The 20,710-nt window shown below is 62.1% G+C and carries 18 protein-coding genes; 11 read left to right on the forward strand and 7 right to left on the reverse strand.

Going from position 1 to position 20,710, the window contains the following annotated elements:
* The first annotated feature begins 205 nt into the window (after positions 1 to 205).
* Both C3418_RS05400 and C3418_RS05405 read left to right on the forward strand, forming a co-directional pair.
* Positions 206 to 961 (forward strand): DNA/RNA non-specific endonuclease, encoded by a 756-nt coding sequence (locus tag C3418_RS05400; RefSeq protein ID WP_103858116.1) that lies wholly within the window; start codon positions 206 to 208, stop codon positions 959 to 961.
* Between the two features lie 208 nt (positions 962 to 1,169).
* A complete protein-coding gene (locus C3418_RS05405; protein ID WP_103255340.1) occupies positions 1,170 to 1,517 on the forward strand; it encodes a DUF2541 family protein in 348 nt (115 codons plus the stop codon).
* Between the two features lie 31 nt (positions 1,518 to 1,548).
* On the opposite strand, the gene mog is transcribed toward C3418_RS05405, so the two are convergent.
* Entirely contained in the window at positions 1,549 to 2,079 is a 531-nt protein-coding gene (gene mog / locus C3418_RS05410; protein WP_041212474.1) for a molybdopterin adenylyltransferase, read from the reverse strand.
* A 407-nt stretch (positions 2,080 to 2,486) separates the two neighbouring features.
* Here mog and C3418_RS05415 point away from each other — a divergent pair, with 407 nt between their 5' ends.
* From C3418_RS05415 to proX, 7 genes are all read left to right on the forward strand, one after another.
* Entirely contained in the window at positions 2,487 to 2,825 is a 339-nt protein-coding gene (locus tag C3418_RS05415; protein WP_010675440.1) for a DUF3135 domain-containing protein, read from the forward strand.
* Positions 2,826 to 3,057: 232 nt separating this feature from the next.
* Positions 3,058 to 3,855, forward strand: coding sequence for a threonine/serine exporter family protein (locus C3418_RS05420; RefSeq protein ID WP_103858117.1), 798 nt, complete (start codon positions 3,058 to 3,060; stop codon positions 3,853 to 3,855).
* Positions 3,852 to 4,319 carry a threonine/serine exporter family protein gene (locus C3418_RS05425; RefSeq protein WP_103858118.1) on the forward strand — a complete coding sequence of 156 codons (468 nt, stop codon included), beginning with the start codon at positions 3,852 to 3,854 and terminating at the stop codon, positions 4,317 to 4,319. The genes C3418_RS05420 and C3418_RS05425 overlap by 4 nt, the downstream gene beginning before the upstream one ends.
* Before the next feature lie 23 nt (positions 4,320 to 4,342).
* Positions 4,343 to 4,834, forward strand: a complete 492-nt coding sequence (gene folA, locus C3418_RS05430) for a type 3 dihydrofolate reductase (RefSeq protein WP_024946467.1) — start codon at positions 4,343 to 4,345, stop codon at positions 4,832 to 4,834.
* 471 nt (positions 4,835 to 5,305) lie between these two features.
* The gene (gene proV / locus C3418_RS05435; protein ID WP_043154281.1) at positions 5,306 to 6,502 is read left to right on the forward strand and encodes a glycine betaine/L-proline ABC transporter ATP-binding protein ProV; all 1,197 of its coding nucleotides are present in this window, start codon (positions 5,306 to 5,308) and stop codon (positions 6,500 to 6,502) included.
* Positions 6,499 to 7,647, forward strand: coding sequence for a glycine betaine/L-proline ABC transporter permease ProW (gene proW, locus C3418_RS05440; RefSeq protein ID WP_103858119.1), 1,149 nt, complete (start codon positions 6,499 to 6,501; stop codon positions 7,645 to 7,647). Before proV ends, proW begins: the two co-directional genes overlap by 4 nt.
* Complete coding sequence (gene proX / locus C3418_RS05445) at positions 7,644 to 8,645, forward strand: glycine betaine/L-proline ABC transporter substrate-binding protein ProX (RefSeq protein ID WP_103858120.1); 1,002 nt, start codon at positions 7,644 to 7,646, stop codon at positions 8,643 to 8,645. Before proW ends, proX begins: the two co-directional genes overlap by 4 nt.
* Positions 8,646 to 8,743: 98 nt before the next feature.
* On the opposite strand, the gene C3418_RS05450 is transcribed toward proX, so the two are convergent.
* From C3418_RS05450 to C3418_RS05460, 3 genes are read right to left on the reverse strand one after another with little or no spacing between them, the layout of a single operon-like run.
* On the reverse strand, positions 8,744 to 9,550 hold the full coding sequence (locus tag C3418_RS05450) for a phosphoadenylyl-sulfate reductase (RefSeq protein WP_103259650.1): 807 nt from the start codon (positions 9,548 to 9,550) through the stop codon (positions 8,744 to 8,746).
* Positions 9,540 to 11,252 carry an assimilatory sulfite reductase (NADPH) hemoprotein subunit gene (gene cysI, locus C3418_RS05455; RefSeq protein WP_042865065.1) on the reverse strand — a complete coding sequence of 571 codons (1,713 nt, stop codon included), beginning with the start codon at positions 11,250 to 11,252 and terminating at the stop codon, positions 9,540 to 9,542. Before cysI ends, C3418_RS05450 begins: the two co-directional genes overlap by 11 nt.
* On the reverse strand, positions 11,252 to 13,039 hold the full coding sequence (locus tag C3418_RS05460; RefSeq protein WP_103858121.1) for an assimilatory sulfite reductase (NADPH) flavoprotein subunit: 1,788 nt from the start codon (positions 13,037 to 13,039) through the stop codon (positions 11,252 to 11,254). Before C3418_RS05460 ends, cysI begins: the two co-directional genes overlap by 1 nt.
* Before the next feature lie 197 nt (positions 13,040 to 13,236).
* On the opposite strand from C3418_RS05460, the gene C3418_RS05465 reads away from it, so the two are divergent.
* Positions 13,237 to 14,034: a PhzF family phenazine biosynthesis protein gene (locus C3418_RS05465; RefSeq protein ID WP_103858122.1), complete on the forward strand. Its 798-nt coding sequence runs from the start codon at positions 13,237 to 13,239 to the stop codon at positions 14,032 to 14,034.
* A 131-nt stretch (positions 14,035 to 14,165) separates the two neighbouring features.
* On the opposite strand, the gene lysS is transcribed toward C3418_RS05465, so the two are convergent.
* Positions 14,166 to 15,701: a lysine--tRNA ligase gene (gene lysS / locus C3418_RS05470; protein ID WP_010675428.1), complete on the reverse strand. Its 1,536-nt coding sequence runs from the start codon at positions 15,699 to 15,701 to the stop codon at positions 14,166 to 14,168.
* A 20-nt stretch (positions 15,702 to 15,721) separates the two neighbouring features.
* A protein-coding gene (prfB, locus tag C3418_RS05475) for a peptide chain release factor 2 (protein WP_102948437.1) occupies positions 15,722 to 16,820 on the reverse strand; the annotation gives its coding sequence in 2 pieces (ribosomal slippage) (positions 15,722 to 16,744 and positions 16,746 to 16,820; 1,098 coding nt in all).
* 252 nt (positions 16,821 to 17,072) lie between these two features.
* On the opposite strand from prfB, the gene C3418_RS05480 reads away from it, so the two are divergent.
* Positions 17,073 to 18,944, forward strand: coding sequence for a methyl-accepting chemotaxis protein (locus C3418_RS05480; RefSeq protein WP_041215693.1), 1,872 nt, complete (start codon positions 17,073 to 17,075; stop codon positions 18,942 to 18,944).
* 174 nt (positions 18,945 to 19,118) lie between these two features.
* Here C3418_RS05480 and gltS read toward each other — a convergent pair whose 3' ends face one another.
* On the reverse strand, positions 19,119 to 20,318 hold the full coding sequence (gltS, locus tag C3418_RS05485) for a sodium/glutamate symporter (protein ID WP_039040321.1): 1,200 nt from the start codon (positions 20,316 to 20,318) through the stop codon (positions 19,119 to 19,121).
* Positions 20,319 to 20,710 lie beyond the last annotated feature (392 nt).

Here is a 20,710-nt window from a genome sequence, read left to right on the forward strand (position 1 = left end):
TGTTGACCCCTTATCCCTCTGATAGTGCTGGAGAAATTCCCCCTCAGCACAGTGACGGCGGGATGACAATCCCCCGGTTGGCGGCGCCTTGTTTGCGGTTTTGCCGTCCTCTTCACATTTCCGGATTGCTCGCTATTTGTGCGATTGCCTTACTCATCCGACCTGGTGTCAAATCACTCCGCCTAACACAAGGAGTGGCATAATAATGAATAATATCAATAAATTAGTTCTGGCTATCGGATTCACTCTCACCACCTTCCCGAGCCTGGCGGCGGGATTCCAGTGCGGGGAGCACGTTACCCTGGGGGTACCCGGTCAATCCAGTCAGCTGTTGTGCCGGGAGGGCTATGCCGCCGGGTACAACTACGACACCAAGGTCTCTGACTGGGTCTCTTACCGGATGACGGCCGCCAGCGCCCAGGGTCAGGTGCCGCGCAAGGATGCCTTCGCCGAGGACAAGGAGGTGCCGGTGCAGTTTCGCGCCACCCTGTCGGACTACAAGGGCTCGGGCTATGACCGCGGCCACCAGGCGCCGGCGGCGGACATGCGCTCCACCGCCAACACCATGAAGCAGAGCTTCCTGCTCACCAACATGACCCCGCAACTGCCAGCGCTCAACCAGGGGGCCTGGCGCATCCTGGAGGAGAAGACCCGGCAGTGGGCCATCACCTACAAGAGCGTGCAGGTGATCACCGGCCCCATCTTCACCCACTCCGATGGCGCCATCGGCAACGGCGTGACCGTGCCCCACGCCTACTACCGGGTGGTGATGGAGCTGGCGGGCAAGCGGGCCATCGCCTTCATCCTGCCGCAAGATAACGTCTCGGCCAGCAAGCTGGCGGACTATGTGGTGACGGTGGATGAGGTGGAGGAGCAGACCGGACTCGACTTCTTTACCGAGCTGCCTGACGAGGAGGAAGAGGCCATGGAGTCGCGGCTGTCGGCCATGTGGGGCGGTTAGCGCGTCCGGCAGGGGTAACAGGGGCCCAGGCCCCCGTTACCCACACGGGCCTCCGGCCATTGTCATGGCCCCTGGTACAGGGCCAGTACAGCTTTGGTCTGGCATCGGGCCCTTATCATGACTCCTTTTTTCAGGAGGCATCATGTCAGCGCTGTTTTCCCTTCACTCCTCGTCCACTCTTGCCCGCGCGTTGCGCATCTGCGTACCCATGGCGCTGCTGGGGGCTGCTGTTCCCCCGGCCATGGCCGACGAGGATATCCGCTTGGGGCAGACCATTCTGCTCGGGGTCGGCGATCATCCCGCCATCATTCCCATGCTCGCCTGCCGGCCGACCAAATCCATCATGGTCAAGGCAGGGCGGGAGTTGACCCTGGAGCGGGTCAAGGTGTTCTACGGCAACGATCGCAGCAAGACCCTCTATTTCGACAAGGTGTTGAAAGAGGATCAGGAGTCGGGGTGGCAATCCCTCGGCAGCCGACTCTGCATCAAGCGCATCGAGGTGTACGGCAATTCGGAAGGGAGCAGGGCAGGGGTCAAGGTGTACGGGCGCAAATGAGCGAAGGGCGGGGGAAATCCCCGCCCAGTGCTTATTTCTTCGGGCGGAACGGCTTGATGATGGCCTCGTCGCACTCGAGATAGGGCCCTTCCATCAGGTCGATGCAGTAGGGAATGGCGGGGAAGACCGCATCCAGGCACTCGCGGATCGATTTGGGCTTGCCCGGCAGGTTGACGATGAGCGAGCTGCCGCGCAGGCCGGCGGTCTGGCGCGACAGGATGGCGGTCGGCACGAACTTGAGGGACTCGGCCCGCATCAGCTCGCCAAAGCCCGGCATCATGCGATCGCACACCGCCTCGGTGGCCTCCGGGGTCACATCCCGCCTGGCCGGCCCTGTGCCCCCCGTGGTAACGACAAGGCAGCACTGCTCATCGTCCACCAGCCGAACCAGAGTCGCCTCAATCTGATCCTGCTCGTCGGGGATCACCTGATAGACGGGCTCCCATTCCGAGGTCAGGTAGGCGTTCAGGGTGTCGATGATGGCCTTGCCGGAGAGATCTTCGTAGATGCCTGCACTGGCGCGATCGCTGACGGTGACGATACCGATTCTTGCCTTGCTCATGGTCTGCCCTTGGTTGCCGCAATAAAGTGGTAAATAAAATAACATAATCAGTGAGATATGTTAAACCGCCGGATGAGGCAACGGGAGGGCATCGAGTCAGGGAGAGAGTCGAATGAAAAACAATTTTGAGAAAAGTCCGTTAATAAGGAATAAGGCCGAGAAAAATGACGCTGAAATTTTATAAAAAAACTGACGCAGGCCGGATTCGGTTAATTTCATGAATCATAAGGAATAAATGATTTTTTCCGCCAACGACGCGCAATTCGTGCCAAAAACCGGACTCCTGTGGCTCGGCGGTGAATGACCCAAAATCGCCACCATCCTATATAACCTTCCCTAGGGACAGTGAAATAGTGATGTGCCCGGCGTCGTTCCATTCCATGGGCGAGGTCCGGCCAGGAGGGTATATGGAGCTGCCTGATTTCGATACCCTGAAGTACTGGGCGCTGGCCGAGCCGGAGCGACTCGACGCGCTGCTGCACCAGCAGATAGAGACCCTGATCGCCCAGGTGGGGCCAGAGCGGCAACGTCGGTTGCGAGGTCTGCAATTTCGCATCGACTGCCAGCGCCGCCTGGCAAGAAACAACCTCGACAGCTGCATCCGGATAGCCAACATGATGCATGACTCCGTCTACGCCATGCGCCAGCACATTCTGGATCTGCAGAACGAATCCTGTCAGGAAATGGCAGAGCCCCCGCTGCCGGATAATGTGATAGCGTTTTCCAGTTATCTGAAACGGAAATAATTAAAGGCCCTGTTCAAGATATAAAAAAACAGGGTGTTTATTAATTTTTCTCACCCCTTCTCAAACAAGTTGTTAAGCAAGTTGGGTGAATTGTTTTTTATTTGCTGCAAATATTCCCCAGGCGGCTGAATAATAGTGACCAGTGCCCGCAGTCCGATAGAGATGGATGAAGGTGTATTTATTTTGGGGTAATATCCAGACACATTTCATCTTGCTATGACTCAAAGGGATCATGAGAAGCATCACACCAGGAAGGGTGCTGTCGCGAGAGCAGCAGACGGAGATCACCCGGATCATCGTCAAGGCGGGCCAGATGCTGGCCCAGTTTGGGGCGGAGAGCCGCATCATAGAGCAGACCACGGTCCGCCTGGGGATGGCGCTTGGGCTGGAGAGCGTCGAGATGGCCATCTCTTCCAGCGCCATCGTCCTCACCAGCCTCTACCAGGGCAGTTGCGTCACCACCACCCGCCGGGTGCGGGAGCACGGCATCAACATGCAGGTGGTGTGCGAAATCCAGCGCATCTGCATCATGACGGAGAAGTCGCTTATCGGCGCGCGCGAGGTACGTCAGCGCCTCGAGGCCATCACGCCGTTCCACTATCACCCCTGGCTGGTGGTGCCCATGGTGGGGCTCTCCTGCGGTGCCTTCAGCCTGCTGTTTGGCGGTGACTGGCCCATCTTCCTGGTGACCTGCTTCTCGGCCTCGGTCGCCATGCGGGTACGCCAGCTCATTGCCCGCCATCACCACAGCCCCCTCATCAACTTTGCCGCCACCGGGTTTATCGCCACCCTGCTCGCCTCCAGCGCCACCTTCTTCGGCTGGGGCGAACAACCCTATCTCGCCATGGCCGCCAGCGTGTTGCTGCTGGTGCCGGGGTTCCCGCTCATCAATGCGGTCTCCGACATGGTGAAGGGTTACTTCAACATGGGGCTGGCCCGCTGGGGCACGGCGACACTGCTGACCATCAGCGCAGCCATAGGGATCATTCTCGCCATGTCGGTGACCGGTATCTGGGGGTGGAAGGTATGATGGAACTGCTCTGGCTGCTGACCAAGGATGCCTTCTGGTCGGCCATTCCGGCGGTGGGCTTTGCCATGCTGTTCAACGTGCCGCCACGGATGCTCAAATATTGCGCCATGGGGGGCGCGTTGGCCCACAGCCTGCGTACCCTGCTCATCCACTACGGCATGCCCATCGAGTGGGCCACTCTGGCAGCGGCGACCACGGTCGGCTTTGTCTGTGTCTACTGGTCGCGCCGCCTGCTGGCACCGCGCCCGGTGTTCAGCGTCGCCTCCATCATCCCCATGATCCCGGGCAGCTATGCGTTCAAGACCATGATCGCCATTGTGGAGCTCAATATCTCCGGGGTGACCATGGAGCTGCTTCAGAGCGCGGTGGAGAACGGCCTCAAGGCGCTGTTTATCGTGGGGGCCCTGAGTTTCGGTTTGGCGATCCCCTCTCTGGTCGTGTACCGTAACCGCCCCATTATCTGACGACGGTGCGAGAGGTTGACCCCATGATGATTTCCATGATTGCCGCCATGGCCCATGATCGGGTGATAGGGCTGGACAACCAGATGCCCTGGCACCTGCCGGCGGATCTGGCCCACTTCAAGCGGGTCACCCTGGGCAAGCCGGTGCTGATGGGGCGCAAGACCTTCGAGTCCATCGGGCGACCGCTGCCCGGGCGCCGCAATCTGGTGATCAGCCGCAACCCCGACTACCGGGCCGACGGCGTGGAGGTTATCGACTCGGTGGAGGCCGCACTGGCGCTGCTGGCGGGCAGCGACGTGGCCGAGCTGATGGTGATCGGGGGGGGGCATCTCTACGGCCAGCTGCTGCCACGGGCCGACAGGCTCTATCTGACCCGCATCGATCTGGCGGTGGAGGGGGATACCCGCTTCCCGGCCTTTGACGAGGGCGACTGGTCCTGCATCGAGCGCGAGTCCCATCAGCCTGACGAGAAGAACCCCCATCCCTACTGTTTCGAGACCTGGCAGCGGCGCTGAGCCCTCTGATGCCATGAAGAGCCCCTTGCGACAGCCGGGGGCTTTTTTGTGCCCTGTTGCCGCAAAGAGAAGGGGGCTGAACCGGCATGGTTGAAGGTGCCTGAAGCAATACCGAGTGCGCGGCATCAAAATGATTAGTGATGTAATTAAATGGCCATTAATCGCTCCGATGGGGGCCATCCTCCCCACCCTCTCTTTTCGCCTGCTGCCAACGCCTTTTAATCATTAATGAAATGTGCTGCAAGTGCATCGATACTGTGGTGGCCCTGTCTGTTATAGGCGTTTTTATCGTGATTTAATGAATTTTTATGAATGAAAATAACCAATAAAAATCAATGAGTTAAATTTAATCTTTCCAGATTGACTTCAATTGGTTCTTTTATTTGGGTGTGAAATTGCTTAGTGTTAAAAGTAATTGGCTCACGTTCGACGGTTTGCCAGGCAAGGCGTCGGCCAAGAAAAAAGGACAATATGACAGTCAAACTCGAGGTCAAATCCCTCTACAAAATCTTCGGCGATCAGCCGGATAAAGCGTTCAAATTGCTGGCGAAAGGGCATGATCGCGCCAGTATCCTGAAAAAGACCGGACAGACCCTGGGGGTCCAGGATGTCAATCTGTCCATCAACGAAGGGGAGATCTTCGTGGTGATGGGCCTCTCCGGTTCGGGCAAGTCCACCCTGGTGCGTCTCTTCAACCGGCTGATCGAGCCGACCCGCGGCCAGGTGCTGATCGATGGCGAGGACATCGCCGCCATCTCGGAGCGCGAACTGCGCCGGGTGCGCCGCAAGAAGATCAGCATGGTATTCCAGTCCTTCGCCCTGATGCCGCACCTGAGTGTGCTTGAAAATACCGCCTTCGGGCTGGAGCTGGCCGGTGTACCGCTGGCGGAGCGCCAGCAGAGCGCCCGTCAGGCGCTCCATCAGGTGGGTCTGGGACAGTGGATAGAGGCTTATCCGGATGCCCTCTCCGGCGGCATGAAGCAGCGGGTCGGGCTGGCCCGGGCCCTTGCCAATGACCCCGACATCCTGCTGATGGACGAAGCTTTCTCCGCGCTGGATCCCCTGATCCGCACCGAGATGCAGGATGAGCTGCTCAAGCTGCAGGCCAGCCAGCAGCGCACCATCGTCTTCATCTCCCACGATCTGGACGAGGCGATGCGCATCGGCGATCGCATCGCCATCATGCAGGATGGCCAGCTGGTGCAGGTGGGCACCCCGGACGAGATCCTGAACCAGCCCGCCAACGACTATGTGCGCGCCTTCTTTCGCGGTGTGGATCTGGCCCATGTGTTCAGCGCCCGCGATGTGGCCAGCCGCAAGCAGGTGCCCCTCATCAAGAAACACACCACCGACGGGCCGGGCAACGCCCTGCGCCAGCTCAAGGAGCTTGAGCGGGAGTTCGGGTACGTGGTGGATCGCAGCCGCCGCTTCCTCGGGGTCGTCTCGGTGGAGTCGCTCGGTCAGGCGGTCAGGGCCAAAGGCAGCCTGGAGCAGGCGCTGCTGGCGGACATCCAGCCCATTCTGGCGGACACCGCCCTCAATGAACTGATCAGCCAGGTGGCGGCCGCCCCCTGTCAGGTGCCCGTGGTCGAGGAGGATGGCACTTACCTCGGCCTCATCTCCAAGGCCAATCTGCTCAATACCCTGGACAGGAGTACCCCGGCATGAAGCTGATGAATCCCCATTTCTTGCTGAGCGGGCTGCTGGCCCTGGTGCTGCTGGCGAGCCCTTCCCTGCGGGCCGATGAGGTGGCGGCAGACCCCTGGAGCGCGCCTGCGTCCACCGAGGTGTCCGATCCCTGGGGCAGTACCGACACCCAGGCCACCGACTGGCAGAACCAGATCGAAGCCGCCGACACCACAACCGCCATCGACTGGCTGGATCCTTTCCAGCAGGCGCTGGTGCCGCTGGATACCTGGGTGGAAGGGGGCATCGGTTGGCTGGTGGAGAACCTGCGGCCGCTGTTCCAGCTGATCCGCGCACCGGTGGAGCTGACCCTGAACGCCATGACCCATCTGCTGCAGACGGTGCCCTCCACCCTGATGATGGGGCTCCTGGCCCTGCTTGCCTGGCAACTGGTGAACGGCCGCATGGCGCTCGGCACGCTCGTATCTCTTGTGGGGATCGGGCTCATCGGGGCCTGGTCCGATGCCATGGTGACCCTGTCCCTGGTGCTGACCTCGCTCTTCTTCTGTGTGCTGCTGGGGTTGCCCACCGGCATCCTGCTGGCCCGCAGCGAGCGGCTCTCCACCTGGACCCGGCCGCTGCTGGATGCCATGCAGACCACCCCGGCGTTCGTCTACCTCATCCCCATCGTCATGCTGTTTGGCATAGGCAACGTGCCCGGGGTGGTGGTGACCGTCATCTTCGCCCTGCCGCCCATGATCCGGCTCACCATGCTGGGTATTCGCCAGGTGCCCACGGATCTGGTGGAGGCGGCCCACTCGTTCGGTGCCAGCCCCTCCCAGTTGCTATTCAAGGTACAACTGCCGCTCGCCATGCCCACCATCATGGCCGGGGTCAACCAGACCCTGATGCTGGCGCTCTCCATGGTGGTGATCGCCTCCATGATCGCTGTGGGAGGCCTCGGCCAGATGGTGCTGCGCGGCATCGGCCGGCTCGACATGGGGCTCGCCTCCATCGGCGGCCTCGGCATCGTGCTGCTGGCCATCGTGCTCGACCGCCTCACCCAGGCGATGGGGCAACCGGATCGCACCCGTACCGGCCGCTGGTATCAGCACGGCCCCGCCGCCCTGCTGCTGCGCCTGGCCGGCCGTGACAAGAAAATCGATTACAAAGGAGAAAACGCATGAGACCGATCACCAAAGGATTGACCCTGGGCACATTGCTGCTGAGTGCCCAACTGCTGAGCCCGCTCGTCATGGCCAGCGCCGAGTTGCCGGGGGAGGGGGTTCGCGTTCAGCCCCTGCAGAGCTCCTTGCCGGAAGAGGCCTTCCAGAGCCTGCTGGTGAGCAAGCTGATGGCGCGTCTGGGTTACGATGTCCAGCCCGCCCAGGAGGTGGACTACAACGTGGCTTATGCCTCGGTGGCCCAGGGAGACGGTACCTTCCTCGCGTTCAACTGGGTGCCGCTGCAGGACAACAAGTACGAGCAGGCGGGGGGCGACAAGGTGTTCTTCCGTGAGGGCACCTATGTGGCCGGTGCCGCCCAGGGGTACCTCATCGACAAGAAGACCGCGACCCAATACGGCATCACCAACCTGGGCCAGCTCAAGGATCCCGAGGTGGCGGCGCTGTTTGACGGGGATGGCGACGGCAAGGCCGACCTCATTGGTTGCAACCCCGGCTGGGGCTGCGAGGGGGCGATCAACCATCACCTCGACGCCTTTGGTCTGACCCCCACGGTGGCCCACAAGCAGGGCAACTACGCGGCGCTGATCGCCGATACCCTGGCTCGCTACCAGGCCGGCAAGCCGGTGCTCTATTACACCTGGACCCCCTACTGGCTCAGCAGCGAACTGGTGCCGGGCAAGGATGTGGTGTGGCTGGAAGTCCCCGCCGACGCCCCGGATGCGGCCAAGACCCGCTTGCCGAACGGCAAGAACTACGGCTTTGCGGTGAACACCATGCACATCGTTGCCAACAAGCGGTTTGCCGAGGCCAATCCGGCCGCCGCCAAGCTCTTCTCCATCGTCAAGCTGCCGCTCAATGACATCAACGTGCAGAACGGCCTGATGAACAAGGGGCAGAACAAGCCGGCGGACGTGGAACGTCATGCCGACGCCTGGCTCAAGGGCCACGAGGCACTGGTGAACGACTGGCTGAATCAGGCGCGCGCCGCCGCCATGTAATGAAGGGCGGTACATCACCCTTTTGCGCAAAGAAAAACGCCCGGCAGTTGCCGGGCGCTTTTTATGGGCGAGGCGCAGCACATGGCCGGGCCGGGGGATCAGATGCCGGAGCCGTCGCTCTCGCCACCTTCCTCATGCAGGCCGCACTCGCGCTTGAGGCCGAAGAAGCGGGTCTGCTCCTCGCTCATGCCGGGCTCCCACTTGGCGGTGGTGTGCACGTCGCCGACCGAGAGGTAGCCCTGCTCCCACAGCGGGTGGTAGGGGAGGTCGAACTCCTTGAAGTAGTAGAAGACGTCCTTGTTGCTCCAGTCGATCACCGGCAGGAACTTGAAGCGACCGCGCTGGATGGCCAGCACCGGCAGCTTGCCCCGGCTGCCGGACTGCTCACGGCGCAGGCCCGAGAACCAGGTGCGGGCACCCAGCTCGTTCAGGGCGCGGTCCATGGGCTCCACCTTGTTGAGCTGGTTGTAGCGGGTGATCCCCTCCACCCCCTGCTCCCACAGGAGGCCGAAGCGGGCCTCCTGCCAGGCCGGGCTGAGTTCGGCCCGGTAGATCTTGAGGTTGAGCGCGAGACGCTCGGTCAGCTCGTCGATGAAACGGTAGGTCTCGGGGAAGAGGTAACCGGTGTCGGTCAGCACCACGGGCACGTCGGCCCGCTCGCGGCTCACCAGGTGCAGCATGAGCGCCGCCTGGATGCCGAAACTCGACGACAGCACATGCTCCCCCGGCAGGTTGGCCAGGGCCCAGCGCACCCGCTCGGGGGCGCTCATGGCGTCCAGCGCCCGGTTGAGGGGGGCCAGCGCCTCGACCTGCTCCTCCCGGCTCAGGGCCAGCAGGGCGTCGAGGTCGAGCCGGCCGTCGGCGGTGCGCGCAAGCCGGGCTGTATCAGTCTGTTCAGGCTGCATAGAAGTCCCTCGCGGAGTCGATAACCGGGGCGATGATCCCGGCGCGAATGACAAAATCGCCGAAGCACTCGTCCGGGTTGCGATCCTTGGCCCAGCGGCCGATCAGGGCGTCCAGTTCGGCCAGGATCTGCGGCTCGGTGATGTTCTCAAGATGCAGGCGCGGGATGCGGGTCCCCTCAAGGTTGCCCCCCAGGTGCAGGTTGTAGCGACCCGGCGCCTTGCCCACCAGACCCACTTCCGCCAGCATGGCGCGGCCGCAGCCGTTGGGGCAGCCGGTGACCCGGAAGATGATGGCGTCATCCGCCAGGCCGTGCTTGGCCAGCAGCCCCTCGATGTCGGTGACGAAGGCAGGCAGCATGCGCTCGGCCTCGGCCATCGCCAGGGGGCAGGTAGGCAGGGCCACACAGGCCATGGACTGCTTGCGCTGCTCGCTCACGCCGTCATCCAGCAGACCGTACTGACGCGCCAGGGCCTCAATGCGGGCCTTCTCGCCGGCAGGCACGCCTGCGATGATGAGGTTCTGGTTGGCGGTGAGGCGGAAGTCCCCCTGATGCACCTTGGCGATCTCCAGCATGCCGGTCTTGAGGGGCTTGCCCGGGAAGTCCAGCAGGCGGCCGTTCTCGATAAACAGGGTCAGGTGGTGCTTGCCGTCGATCCCCTCCACCCAGCCGAAGCGATCGCCACGGCTGGTGAATTCATAGGGGTGAACCGGCCCGAACTGGATGCCGGCGCGGTTCTCCACCTCGGCCTTGAAGGCCTCGACCCCCACCCGTTCAAGGGTGTACTTGGTCTTGGCGTTCTTGCGGTTGACCCGGTTGCCCCAGTCGCGCTGGGTGCTGACCACGGCGGCCGCCACCTCCAGCACGTGGGAGAGCGGAATGAAGCCAAAGTCGCTCGCCTTGCGCGGGTAGGTGGTGGTGTCGCCGTGGGTCATGGCGAGACCGCCCCCCACCAGCACGTTGAAGCCCACCAGCTTGCCGTGTTCGGCAATGGCCACGAAGTTGAGATCGTTGGCGTGGATGTCCACATCGTTGTGGGGCGGGATGACCACGGTTGTTTTGAATTTGCGCGGCAGGTAGTTGGAGCCCAGGATCGGCTCCTCGTCACCCCCCAGCTTCTCGCCATCCAGCCAGATCTCCACGTAGGCGCGGGTCTTGGGCAGCAGGTGCTCGGAGATCTTCTTGGCCCACTCGTAGGCCTCCTGGTGCAACTCGGACTCCACCGGGTTGCTCGTGCAGAGCACGTTGCGGTTCACGTCCCCCGCGGTGGCGATGGAGTCGATACCGGTGCTGTTGAGGGTCTGGTGCATCAGCTTGATGTCGCGCTTCAGTACCCCGTGGAACTGGAAGGTCTGGCGGGTGGTCAGGCGGATGCTGCCGTACATGCTGTGTTCTTCGGCGAACTTGTCGATCACCTGCCACTGGGCCGGGGTGATGATGCCGCCGGGCAGGCGGGCGCGCAGCATGACGTTGTGCAGGGGCTCCAGCTTCTGGGCGGCGCGCTCCGGGCGGATGTCGCGGTCATCCTGCTGATACATGCCGTGGAAGCGGATCAGCTGGAAGTTGTCGCCGTTGAAGCCGCCGGTGAGCGGGTCCTGCAGATCTTCGGCGATGGTGCCGCGCAGGAAGTTGCTCTCGCGCTTGAGGCGTTCGTTGTCAGCCAGCGGCCCTTCGACCGGTCCCGGAATAAGTTGTTTGCTCATCAATAGACATCCCTTTGATAACGTTTGGCACGACGCAATTCGCTCAGATACTCTTCTGCTTCCTCACGGCTCTTGTGGCCGTGTTCCGCAATCACTTCCAGCAGGGCTTCCTGCACATCCTTCGCCATGTGGTTGGCGTCGCCACACACATAGAAGTGAGCGCCTGCTTCCAGCCACTGGTAGAGCTCAAGCCCTGCCTCGCGCAGGCGGTCCTGCACATAAATCTTGTTGGCCTGATCCCGGCTGAAGGCCAGGGAGATCCTGGACAGCAGGCCCGATTTCACATAACGCTGCCACTCCACCTGATAGAGGAAGTCCTGGGTGAAGTGGGGGTTGCCGAAGAAGAGCCAGTTCTTGCCCTCTGCCCCCTGTGCTTCCCGCTCCTGCAGGAAGGCGCGGAACGGGGCAATGCCAGTGCCCGGGCCCACCATGATGACGGGGGTGTCGGGATTGGCGGGCAGGCGGAAGTTGTCGTTGTGCTCTACGAACACCCGGACCTCGGCATCTTCCGGCAGACGGTCCGCCAGATAGGAGGAGGCGCCGCCGCTTCGCACTGTGCCATCTTCTTGGCGGTAGCGCACCACGCCGACGGTCAGGTGAACCTCTTCTTCCACCTCGCTCTGGGCGGAGGCGATGGAGTAGAGGCGGGGGGTGAGGGGGCGCAGCAGTGCGATCAGTTGATCGGCACTCAAGGAAGCCGGGAAGCGTTTCAGTACGTCCACCACCTGGGCGCTGGCCACCAGGGCGTTGACCTGGGCCTTGTCACCGGCCAGATCTTTCAGCGCCGCGTTGTCCGTGATCTCGGCGAGGCCAGTGATCAGGCCCCCGTGCAACCGGGTCAGCTCGTAGTGACGGGTCAGCGCCTCGCGCAGGCTGCCATGGGGGGTGGCCTCGTCACCGGTCAGACCGGTCAGGGCCAGCACTTCCCCCACGAGATCGGCGTCGTTGTCGAACCAGATGCCGAGCGCGTCCCCCGGTTGATAGGTGATGCCGGACTCTTCCAGGTTGATCTCGATGTGACGGATGTCCTTGGTAGAGTTGCGGCCGGTGATCTTCTGGTTCACCGAGAGTCTGGCCGGGAAGGGGTTCTCCTTGTTGTACTGGCTGTGGCCGACGGCGGCCTGCACCGAGCCCGCCACGCTGGCGGTCGCGGCGCCGGCAGAGAGGGTGGCGGCGACCGCCGCAACGGCCTGCTCGCCCCAGGCCTTGGCGGCATCCTGATAATCCACATCGAGGCTAGCTAGCTCATGGATGCGCTCTGCCCCTGCCTTGGCGAGGAAGCCATCGAAATCCTTGCCGGTCTGGCAGAAGAACTCATAGGAGCTGTCACCCAGCCCCAGCACGGCAAACTTGAGCCCTTCCAGCTTGCCGACCTTGCCCTTCTTGAGCTGCTCGAACAGATCGACGGCGCTCTCGGGGGGCTCCCCCTCCCCGTAAGTGCTCACTACCACCAGCAGGTGGCTCTCTTTCTTGAGCTGCTTGGGTTTGTAGTCCGCCATGGAGGTGAGGGTCACCGGCAGGCTGCGGGCCTCGGCCTGGGCCTTGATGGCGCTGGCCACGCCCTTGGCATTCCCGGTCTGGGAGCCGTAGAGAATGGTCAGGCTGCCGCCGGGAGCCGCGACTTCTGCGCCTGCACTCGCCACGGGCTGGACGCCCGCCTGGGAGAGGCCGTAGAGATAACCGCTGACCCAGGCCAGTTGCTGGGTATTGAGGGTGGTGAGAACTTGGTTGAGCTGGCGCTGCTGTTCGTCAGAGAGCGGGCTCAGGATGGGGGCTGTCAATGGCATCACACATGTCTTCCATGGTCTGATTTTTGGTCAGGGTAAGGGGTGTAATGAATAACAACAAAGAATAAAAATATCTTCTTTATGCGATTTATGAATTTATAAAGCCAAAATCCATCTCAGCCCCGGTGCGCCCGTGATATAAAAATGGCCTTGCCGAGCCCCTGTCCCGGGGATCTCTCATGCCCCAAGGAGCAACCATGTCCCGTCTCTATCATGTCAACGCCTTCAGCCATCACCCCTTCGGAGGCAACCCCGCCGTGGTGGTGCTGGGGGAAGCGCGGTCCGACGCCGAGCTGCAGGCCATGGCGGCGGAGTTCAACCTCTCTGAGAGCGCCTTTCTGACCCAACTGGGAGAGGGGCATTACGGGTTGCGCTGGTTCACCCCGCAAGTGGAGGTGGACTTGTGCGGTCATGGTACCCTGGCGGCGGCCCATGTGTTGTGGCAGACGGGGGAGGTGGCCGAAGCTCAGCCCATCCGCTTCGCGACCCGCAGCGGCGAGTTGGTGGCCCGGCGGGAAGGGGAGTGGATCTGGCTCGATTTTCCGCGCATCTATCTGGCTCCTCTTGAGCTGGACCCTGCCTATGGGGCTGCTCTTGGCTGCCAGCCGCTGCAAACCCTGGCGGCCGGGGCCAAGTTCCTGCTTGAGCTCGGTAGCGAGGAAGAGGTCCGCGCGCTCACCCCCGATTTTCACGCCCTGCGGGCGCTGCCGGGCCGGGGGATCATGGTGACGGCGCCATCGAGCCGGGGAGAGGACGACTTCGTCTCCCGCTATTTCGCCCCCTGGGTCGGGGTGGACGAGGATCCGGTGACCGGCTCCAACCACTGCGCCCTGGTGCCCTTCTGGGCCGAGCGGCTCGGCAAACGGCAATTGCGGGCCCGCCAGATCTCGGCCCGAGGCGGGGATCTCAGGCTGGAATTGCAGGAGGAGCGGGTGCTGATGGCGGGCCGGGCTCTGACCCTGTGGCAGGGGGAGTGGCTGCTGCCGCCGGCCTGATAAGCGGCAAGTTGGTGGCGTATTGAAGGTTCGCCACCGGTTGTGTCCGTCATAAAAAACGCCCCGCAATTGCGGGGCGTTTTGATTGTCATGGACGGCAGCGTTTTGCTGCGGCCCTGTTTCTGCGGCTCTTACTTTTGTGGACGCAAGGCCGGGAACAGGATGACGTCGCGGATGGTGTGGCTGTTGGTGAACAGCATCACCAGACGGTCGATACCGATACCCTGACCGGCGGTCGGCGGCAGACCGTGTTCCAGCGCGGTGACGAAGTCGGCGTCGTAGAACATGGCTTCGTCGTCCCCTGCGGCTTTCTGGTCAACCTGGGCCTGGAAGCGCTCGGCCTGATCTTCCGCATCGTTCAGCTCGGAGAAGCCGTTGGCCAGCTCGCGGCCGCCGATGAAGAACTCGAAGCGGTCGGTGACGTCCGGGTTCTGGTCGTTGCGACGGGCCAGCGGGGAGACGGCGGCCGGGTACTCGGTGATGAAGGTCGGTTGCAGCAGCATGTGTTCCACGGTCTCTTCGAAGATCGCGGTGATCACGTGGCCCAGCTCCCAGCTCTTCATCAGCTCGATCTTCAGACCCTTGGCGACGGCGGTGGCCTTCTCAAGAGTGGCCAGATCGTCACGGGTCACACCCGGGTTGTACTTCAGGATGGAGTCGACCATGGAGAGGCGCTGGAACGGCTGACCGAAATCGATGGTCAGGCCCTCTTCGCCCTCTTTGGCGTAACGGATCCTGGTGTCGCCCAGGATGTCTTGCGCCAGGGTGCGCAGCATCTCTTCGGTGAGATCCATCAGATCGATGTAATCGGCGTAGGCCATATAGAACTCGAGCATGGTGAACTCGGGGTTATGGCGAACGGAGATGCCTTCGTTGCGGAAGTTGCGGTTGATCTCGTAGACACGCTCGAAACCACCGACCACCAGACGCTTCAGGTAGAGTTCCGGAGCGATACGCAGGTACATGTCGATGTCCAGCGCATTGTGGTGGGTGATGAAGGGACGTGCGGAGGCGCCACCCGGGATGACTTGCATCATGGGGGTTTCCACTTCCATGAAGCGCTTGTCGTTCAGGAACTTGCGAATGCCGGCCACCACCTTGGTGCGGGTCACAAAGGTCTTGCGGGACTCTTCGTTGGCGATCAGGTCCAGGTAACGCTGGCGGCAGCGGGCTTCCTGGTCGGTCAGACCCTTGTGCTTCTCGGGCAGCGGGCGCAGGGCCTTGGTCAGCAGGCGGATGGTGGAGACGTGTACGGAGAGCTCACCGGCGTTGGTGCGGAACAGGGTGCCCTCGACACCGACGATGTCACCCAGATCCCACTTCTTGAACTGCTCGTTGTAGAAGCCTTCCGGCAGATCGTCACGGGTCACGTAGATCTGGATCTTGCCAGCCATGTCCTGCAGGGTCGCGAAAGACGCCTTGCCCATGATCCGGCGGGTCATGATGCGACCGGCAATCTTCACCTGTTTACCCAGGGCGACCAGCTCGTCATTGCTCTTGTCGCCGAATTCGGCATGCAGATCGCCGGAGAGGCTGTCACGACGGAAATCGTTGGGGAAGGGGTTGCCCTGGGCGCGCAAGGCGGCCAGCTTGGAGCGACGCTCAAGCATCTCGTTGTTCAGTTCGAGAGTCTGGTCGACTTCCGGGGTGGTGGTTTGTTCAGACATGGTGATTCCTGCTGCTCTGTTTACAGGCCTGATTTCAGGCTGGCTTCGATAAACTTGTCCAAGTCGCCGTCGAGTACCGATTGGGTATTGCGGGTTTCGACGCCGGTGCGCAGATCCTTGATACGGGAATCATCCAGTACGTAGGAGCGGATCTGGCTGCCCCAGCCGATGTCGGACTTGGTCTCTTCGAGGGCTTGCTTCTCAGCGTTCTGCTTTTGAATTTCCAGCTCGTAGAGCTTGGCCTTCAACTGCTTCATACACTGATCTTTGTTCTTGTGCTGGGAACGGTCGTTCTGGCACTGCACCACCACGCCGGTCGGCACGTGGGTGATACGCACCGCGGACTCGGTCCGGTTGACGTGCTGACCACCGGCACCGGAGGCGCGGTAGACGTCGATGCGAAGATCAGCCGGGTTGATCTCGATCTCGATGTCATCATCGATCTCGGGGTAGACGAACACGGAGCAGAACGAGGTGTGGCGACGGCCACCGGAATCGAACGGCGACTTGCGTACCAGGCGGTGCACGCCGGTCTCGGTGCGCAGCCAGCCGAAGGCATACTCGCCGGTGAACTTGATGGTGGCGGACTTGATGCCGGCCACGTCGCCCTCGGAGCATTCGATGAGCTCGGGCTTGTAGCCGTGGGCATCACCCCAGCGCAGGTACATGCGCAGCACCATGTTGGCCCAGTCCTGGGCCTCGGTGCCGCCGGAACCGGACTGGATGTCGATGTAGCAGTCGGAACCGTCGTGCTGACCGGAGAACATGCGACGGAACTCGAGATCCACCAGCTTGGCCTCCAGCTCGTCCGCTTCGACCACGGCTTCGTTGAAGGTCTCTTCGTCTTCGCCTTCGACGGCCAGGCTGACCAGCATCTCGACGTCATCGACGCCCTGGGTCAGGGTATCGATGGTGCTGACGACGTTCTCCAGGGAGACGCGCTCCTTGCCCAGCGCCTGTGCGCGCTCGGGTTCGTTCCAGACATCCGGCTGTTCCAGCTCGGCATTGACCTCTTCTAGACGCTCTTTCTTGGCGTCATAGTCAAAGGTACCCCCTAAGCAGCTCGGTCCTCTCAGACAGCTCCTTAAGCTTGTTTAATACAGGATTGACTTCAAACATCGTGAAAACTCTCGGGGTCGATGTGATTTAAAAACGGGATATTCTAGCCAATTGCAGAAGGAATAAACAGGGTTGGCTGGCCCCGCTCTTTTTCCTGCTCCAATTTTCCGCAGCATTTTTAAAATTTCCGCGTAAAATATCGTCACTCACGCCATTCTCCGCTTCAGTTTTGCGCAGATTGGCCGCTAACAACACACAGTGCCACGCACTCCCGATTGATCCTGTTCCCGACCCCCACAAGAAGAAAACACGATGAAAAACCTATCACTCAAGCAGAAGATACTGTTGTCTGTGGTCATCGCCTTGTCACTGGTGATCCTGCTGCTCTCCTGGCAGAGCTACACCAGCCAGAAGTCCATGCTGCTGCAAGGCAGTCAGGAACAGGTGCAGCGCCTTGGCAGCCAGCAGGCCGCCAGCGTCAGCGACTGGCTTGCCGCCCGTCGTGACGTCATCCAGGCCCTTGGCAACAAGGCCGGTGCCGAGCCCCTCAACGCCCTGCAACAGGCCCAGGTGTCCGGCCGTTTCCAGCTCACCTATTTCGGTGAGGGCAGCGGCAAGATGAACGACTCCGACCCCTCCATCAACCGCGACGGTTACGATCCCCGCTCCCGTGGCTGGTATCAGGAAGCCATGGCCAAGGGCGGCATGATCGTCACCAAACCCTACCTCGACGTGGCCTACAACATTCTGGTGGTGACCCTGGCCCAGCCTGCCCAGGGCGGCGTGGTGGGGGGGGATCTCTCCATCGCCTCCCTGGTGGATGACATCACCAAGATGAAGCTGCCTGCGGACGGCTTCGCCATCCTGATGCACAAGGATGGCACCGTCATCGCCTACAAGGATGCGGCCAAGGCGATGAAGCCAGCCAGCGAGATCGACAACGATCTGACCAATGCCCTGATCGAGCAGAGCAAGGCGAGCAACAGCCTGGTGCCTGCTTTCTTCGACAACGAGGGGCGTGACAAGCTGCTGTGGGCGACGGACATTCCGGACACCGACTGGGAGCTGGTGCTGGTACTGGACAAGAGCACCCTGGAGGCGCCGCTCTCCTCCCTGCTGATGACCCAGCTCGGCCTGGCCCTGCTGGTGCTGGTGGGCAGCATTCTCGCCATCTCCTGGCTGGTCAGCCTGCTGCTCGGTCCCCTCACCAAGGTGTCCCAGGCCCTGGCCCGCATCGCCGACGGTAACGGCGATCTGACCCAGCGCATCAAGATCGACGCCAATGACGAAGTGGGCCAGCTCGCCGGCAGCTTCAACCGCTTCGTGGGCAGCCAGCATCAGCTCATCGCCAACATCCGTCAGCTTGCCAACGAGCTGAACGCCGATGCCGAACGCAGTCTGGTGACCAACCAGGCCGCGGTGGAAGAGCTGCAACGCCAGCAACAGGAGGTGACCATGGTCGCCACCGCCGTTACCGAGATGGCGAGTGCCACCATGGAGATCGCGGGCAACGCCGAGAACACCGCTGCCGCCGCCCAGCAATCCGCCCAGAGCAGTGAACAGGGCAAGATCCTGGTGAACCAGACTCGCCAATCCATCAACAACCTGGCCGAGGAAGTGGGGCAGGCGACCGGCGTCATCGGCGAGCTGAGCCGTCACGCTCAGGCCATCTCCGGCATCCTCTCCACCATCCAGGGTATCGCCGAGCAGACCAACCTGCTGGCGCTGAACGCGGCCATCGAAGCGGCCCGTGCCGGCGAACAGGGTCGCGGTTTCGCCGTGGTGGCGGACGAGGTGCGGGTGTTGTCGCGCCGTACCCAGGATTCCACCCAGGAGATCCAGTCCACCATCGAAACCCTGCAACAGACCACGGCCCGCGCGGTGAGCCTGATGCAGACCAGCCAGGGGCTGGCGGACAACAGCGTGAAGGATGCCGACGCAGCCGCTGCGGCCCTGGAGGAGATCACCCAGGCCGTCAGCCTCATCTCTGACATGGCGGGTCAGATCGCCACCGCCGCCGAGGAGCAGACCCAGGTGACCGGTGAAATAACCCAGAACACCACCGCCATCAAGGATGTGAGCGACGAGATCACCGCTTCCGCCATGCGCGACCTGGATCAGGCGCACAACCTCAAGGGGCGTGCCACCAACCTGAACCAGCAGGTGTCGACCTTTATTTTGTAAGGAAGGTCAGGCCGCAGTCCTACCGTGGCGTCAGTAAAAAGCCCCGCACCTTGGTGCGGGGCTTTTTGTTGCCTGCCGTCGGCCCCTTGGTGGGGGTCGGGGCAGCGTCCAGGGACCAGCAAGCAAAGAGCCCACCGCAAGGTGGGCTCTGTCATACGGGGCCTGCGTCCGGGATCACAGGAAGGGCAGGGCCAGGAACAGCTTGATCACCACGGCGTTGATGATGTCGATGAAGAAGGCACCGACCATGGGCACCACCAGGAAGGCCAGGTGGGAGGGGCCAAAGCGCTGGGTGATGGCCTGCATGTTGGCAATGGCAGTGGGGGTGGCGCCGAGGCCGAAGCCGCAGTGACCCGCCGCCAGCACGGCCGCATCATAGTTGCGCCCCATGACCCGGAAGGTGACGAAGATGGCGTAGAGCGCCATGGCTACCGTCTGCACGGCCAGCAGGATGAAGATGGGCAGGGCCAGGCTTGCCAGCTCCCACAGCTTGAGGCTCATCAGCGCCATGGCGAGGAAGAGCGACAGGCTGACGTTGCCGAGCAGGGAGACCTCACGGTCGCTCACTTCGTGCCAGTTGAGCAGGGTGAGCAGGTTGCGCAGCAGCACGCCGACAAAGAGCACGCAGACGAAGATCGGCAACTCGAAGACGCCGCCCTTGAGGTAGAGGGCCAGCATTTCGCCCCCTTTCAGGCTGATGGCGATGAGTGCCAGGGTCTCGATCAGGCTGAAGGTGGTGAGCGGGCGCTCCATGTCCGGCATCTCGAAGCCCTGGGGGGCGCCGTCACGGTTGTGCTCCTCACCGGGCACCTGCACCTTCTTCACCAGATAACGGGCCACCGGGCCGCCGATGAGGCCCCCCAGCACCAGGCCGAAGGTGGCACAGGCAATCGCCAGCTCGGCGGCGGATTGCACGCCGTACTTCTCGGTGAAGATGGAGCCCCAGGCCGCCCCGGTGCCGTGGCCGCCGGAGAGGGTGATGGAGCCGGCCAGCAGCCCCATGTGGGGATCCAGCCCCAGCAGGGTGGCCAGACCCACCCCCAGGCTGTTCTGCACCAGCAGCAGGCCGGTGACCACCAGCAGGAAGGTGGCCACCGCCTTGCCGCCGCGCTTGAGGCTGCCCAGATCGGCGGAGAGGCCGATGGAGGCGAAGAAGGTCAGCATCAGGGCCGTCTGCAGGCTGGTATCAAATTGCAGCTCGATCTGCAGGGTGGAACGCAGCACCAGCAGCACCAGGGCAACCACCAGGCCACCGGCCACGGGTTTGGGGATGTTGAAAGTGCGCAGGGGTCCTATCTTGTTGACCAGCAGGCGGCCAAGCAGCAGCACCAGGGTCGCGGCGACCAGGGTGGCGTAGGCATCAAGTTGTAGCATTCAGTGCTCCCATGTTGATCGGCTGTGTCTTTGGCGAGAAAGACTCACGGATCCAGCCGGGATGAAACAGAGTGGCGAACGCGCCAGTGACAGAGGGGCCGCAGCCCCGTCCCTCTGCATAAGAGGGGGTCGACACGAGCCCGTGTTTGTCGGGCGTCCAGATGAGATTTGTGAAAAATCCGCCGGATACTAGCAAAAAACACCAAGTACATCCACATATGTCACATTAATGATTAAAACATGGTGTTAACATGGCATTTAAAACTGCCTCGCTGAGTGTGCTCCGGATCGCAACAATGCTGCCGCGGCTGTCATTTGCAGCGGCACTCTTTATAATTCGCCCGGTTCCGCCCCCACGGGAGGACACAGACCCTCAAGAGGTCTGCTGATGA

The sequence above is a fragment of the Aeromonas sp. ASNIH8 genome, from assembly GCF_002919855.1.
In the GTDB taxonomy this organism is placed as follows: domain Bacteria; phylum Pseudomonadota; class Gammaproteobacteria; order Enterobacterales; family Aeromonadaceae; genus Aeromonas; species Aeromonas caviae.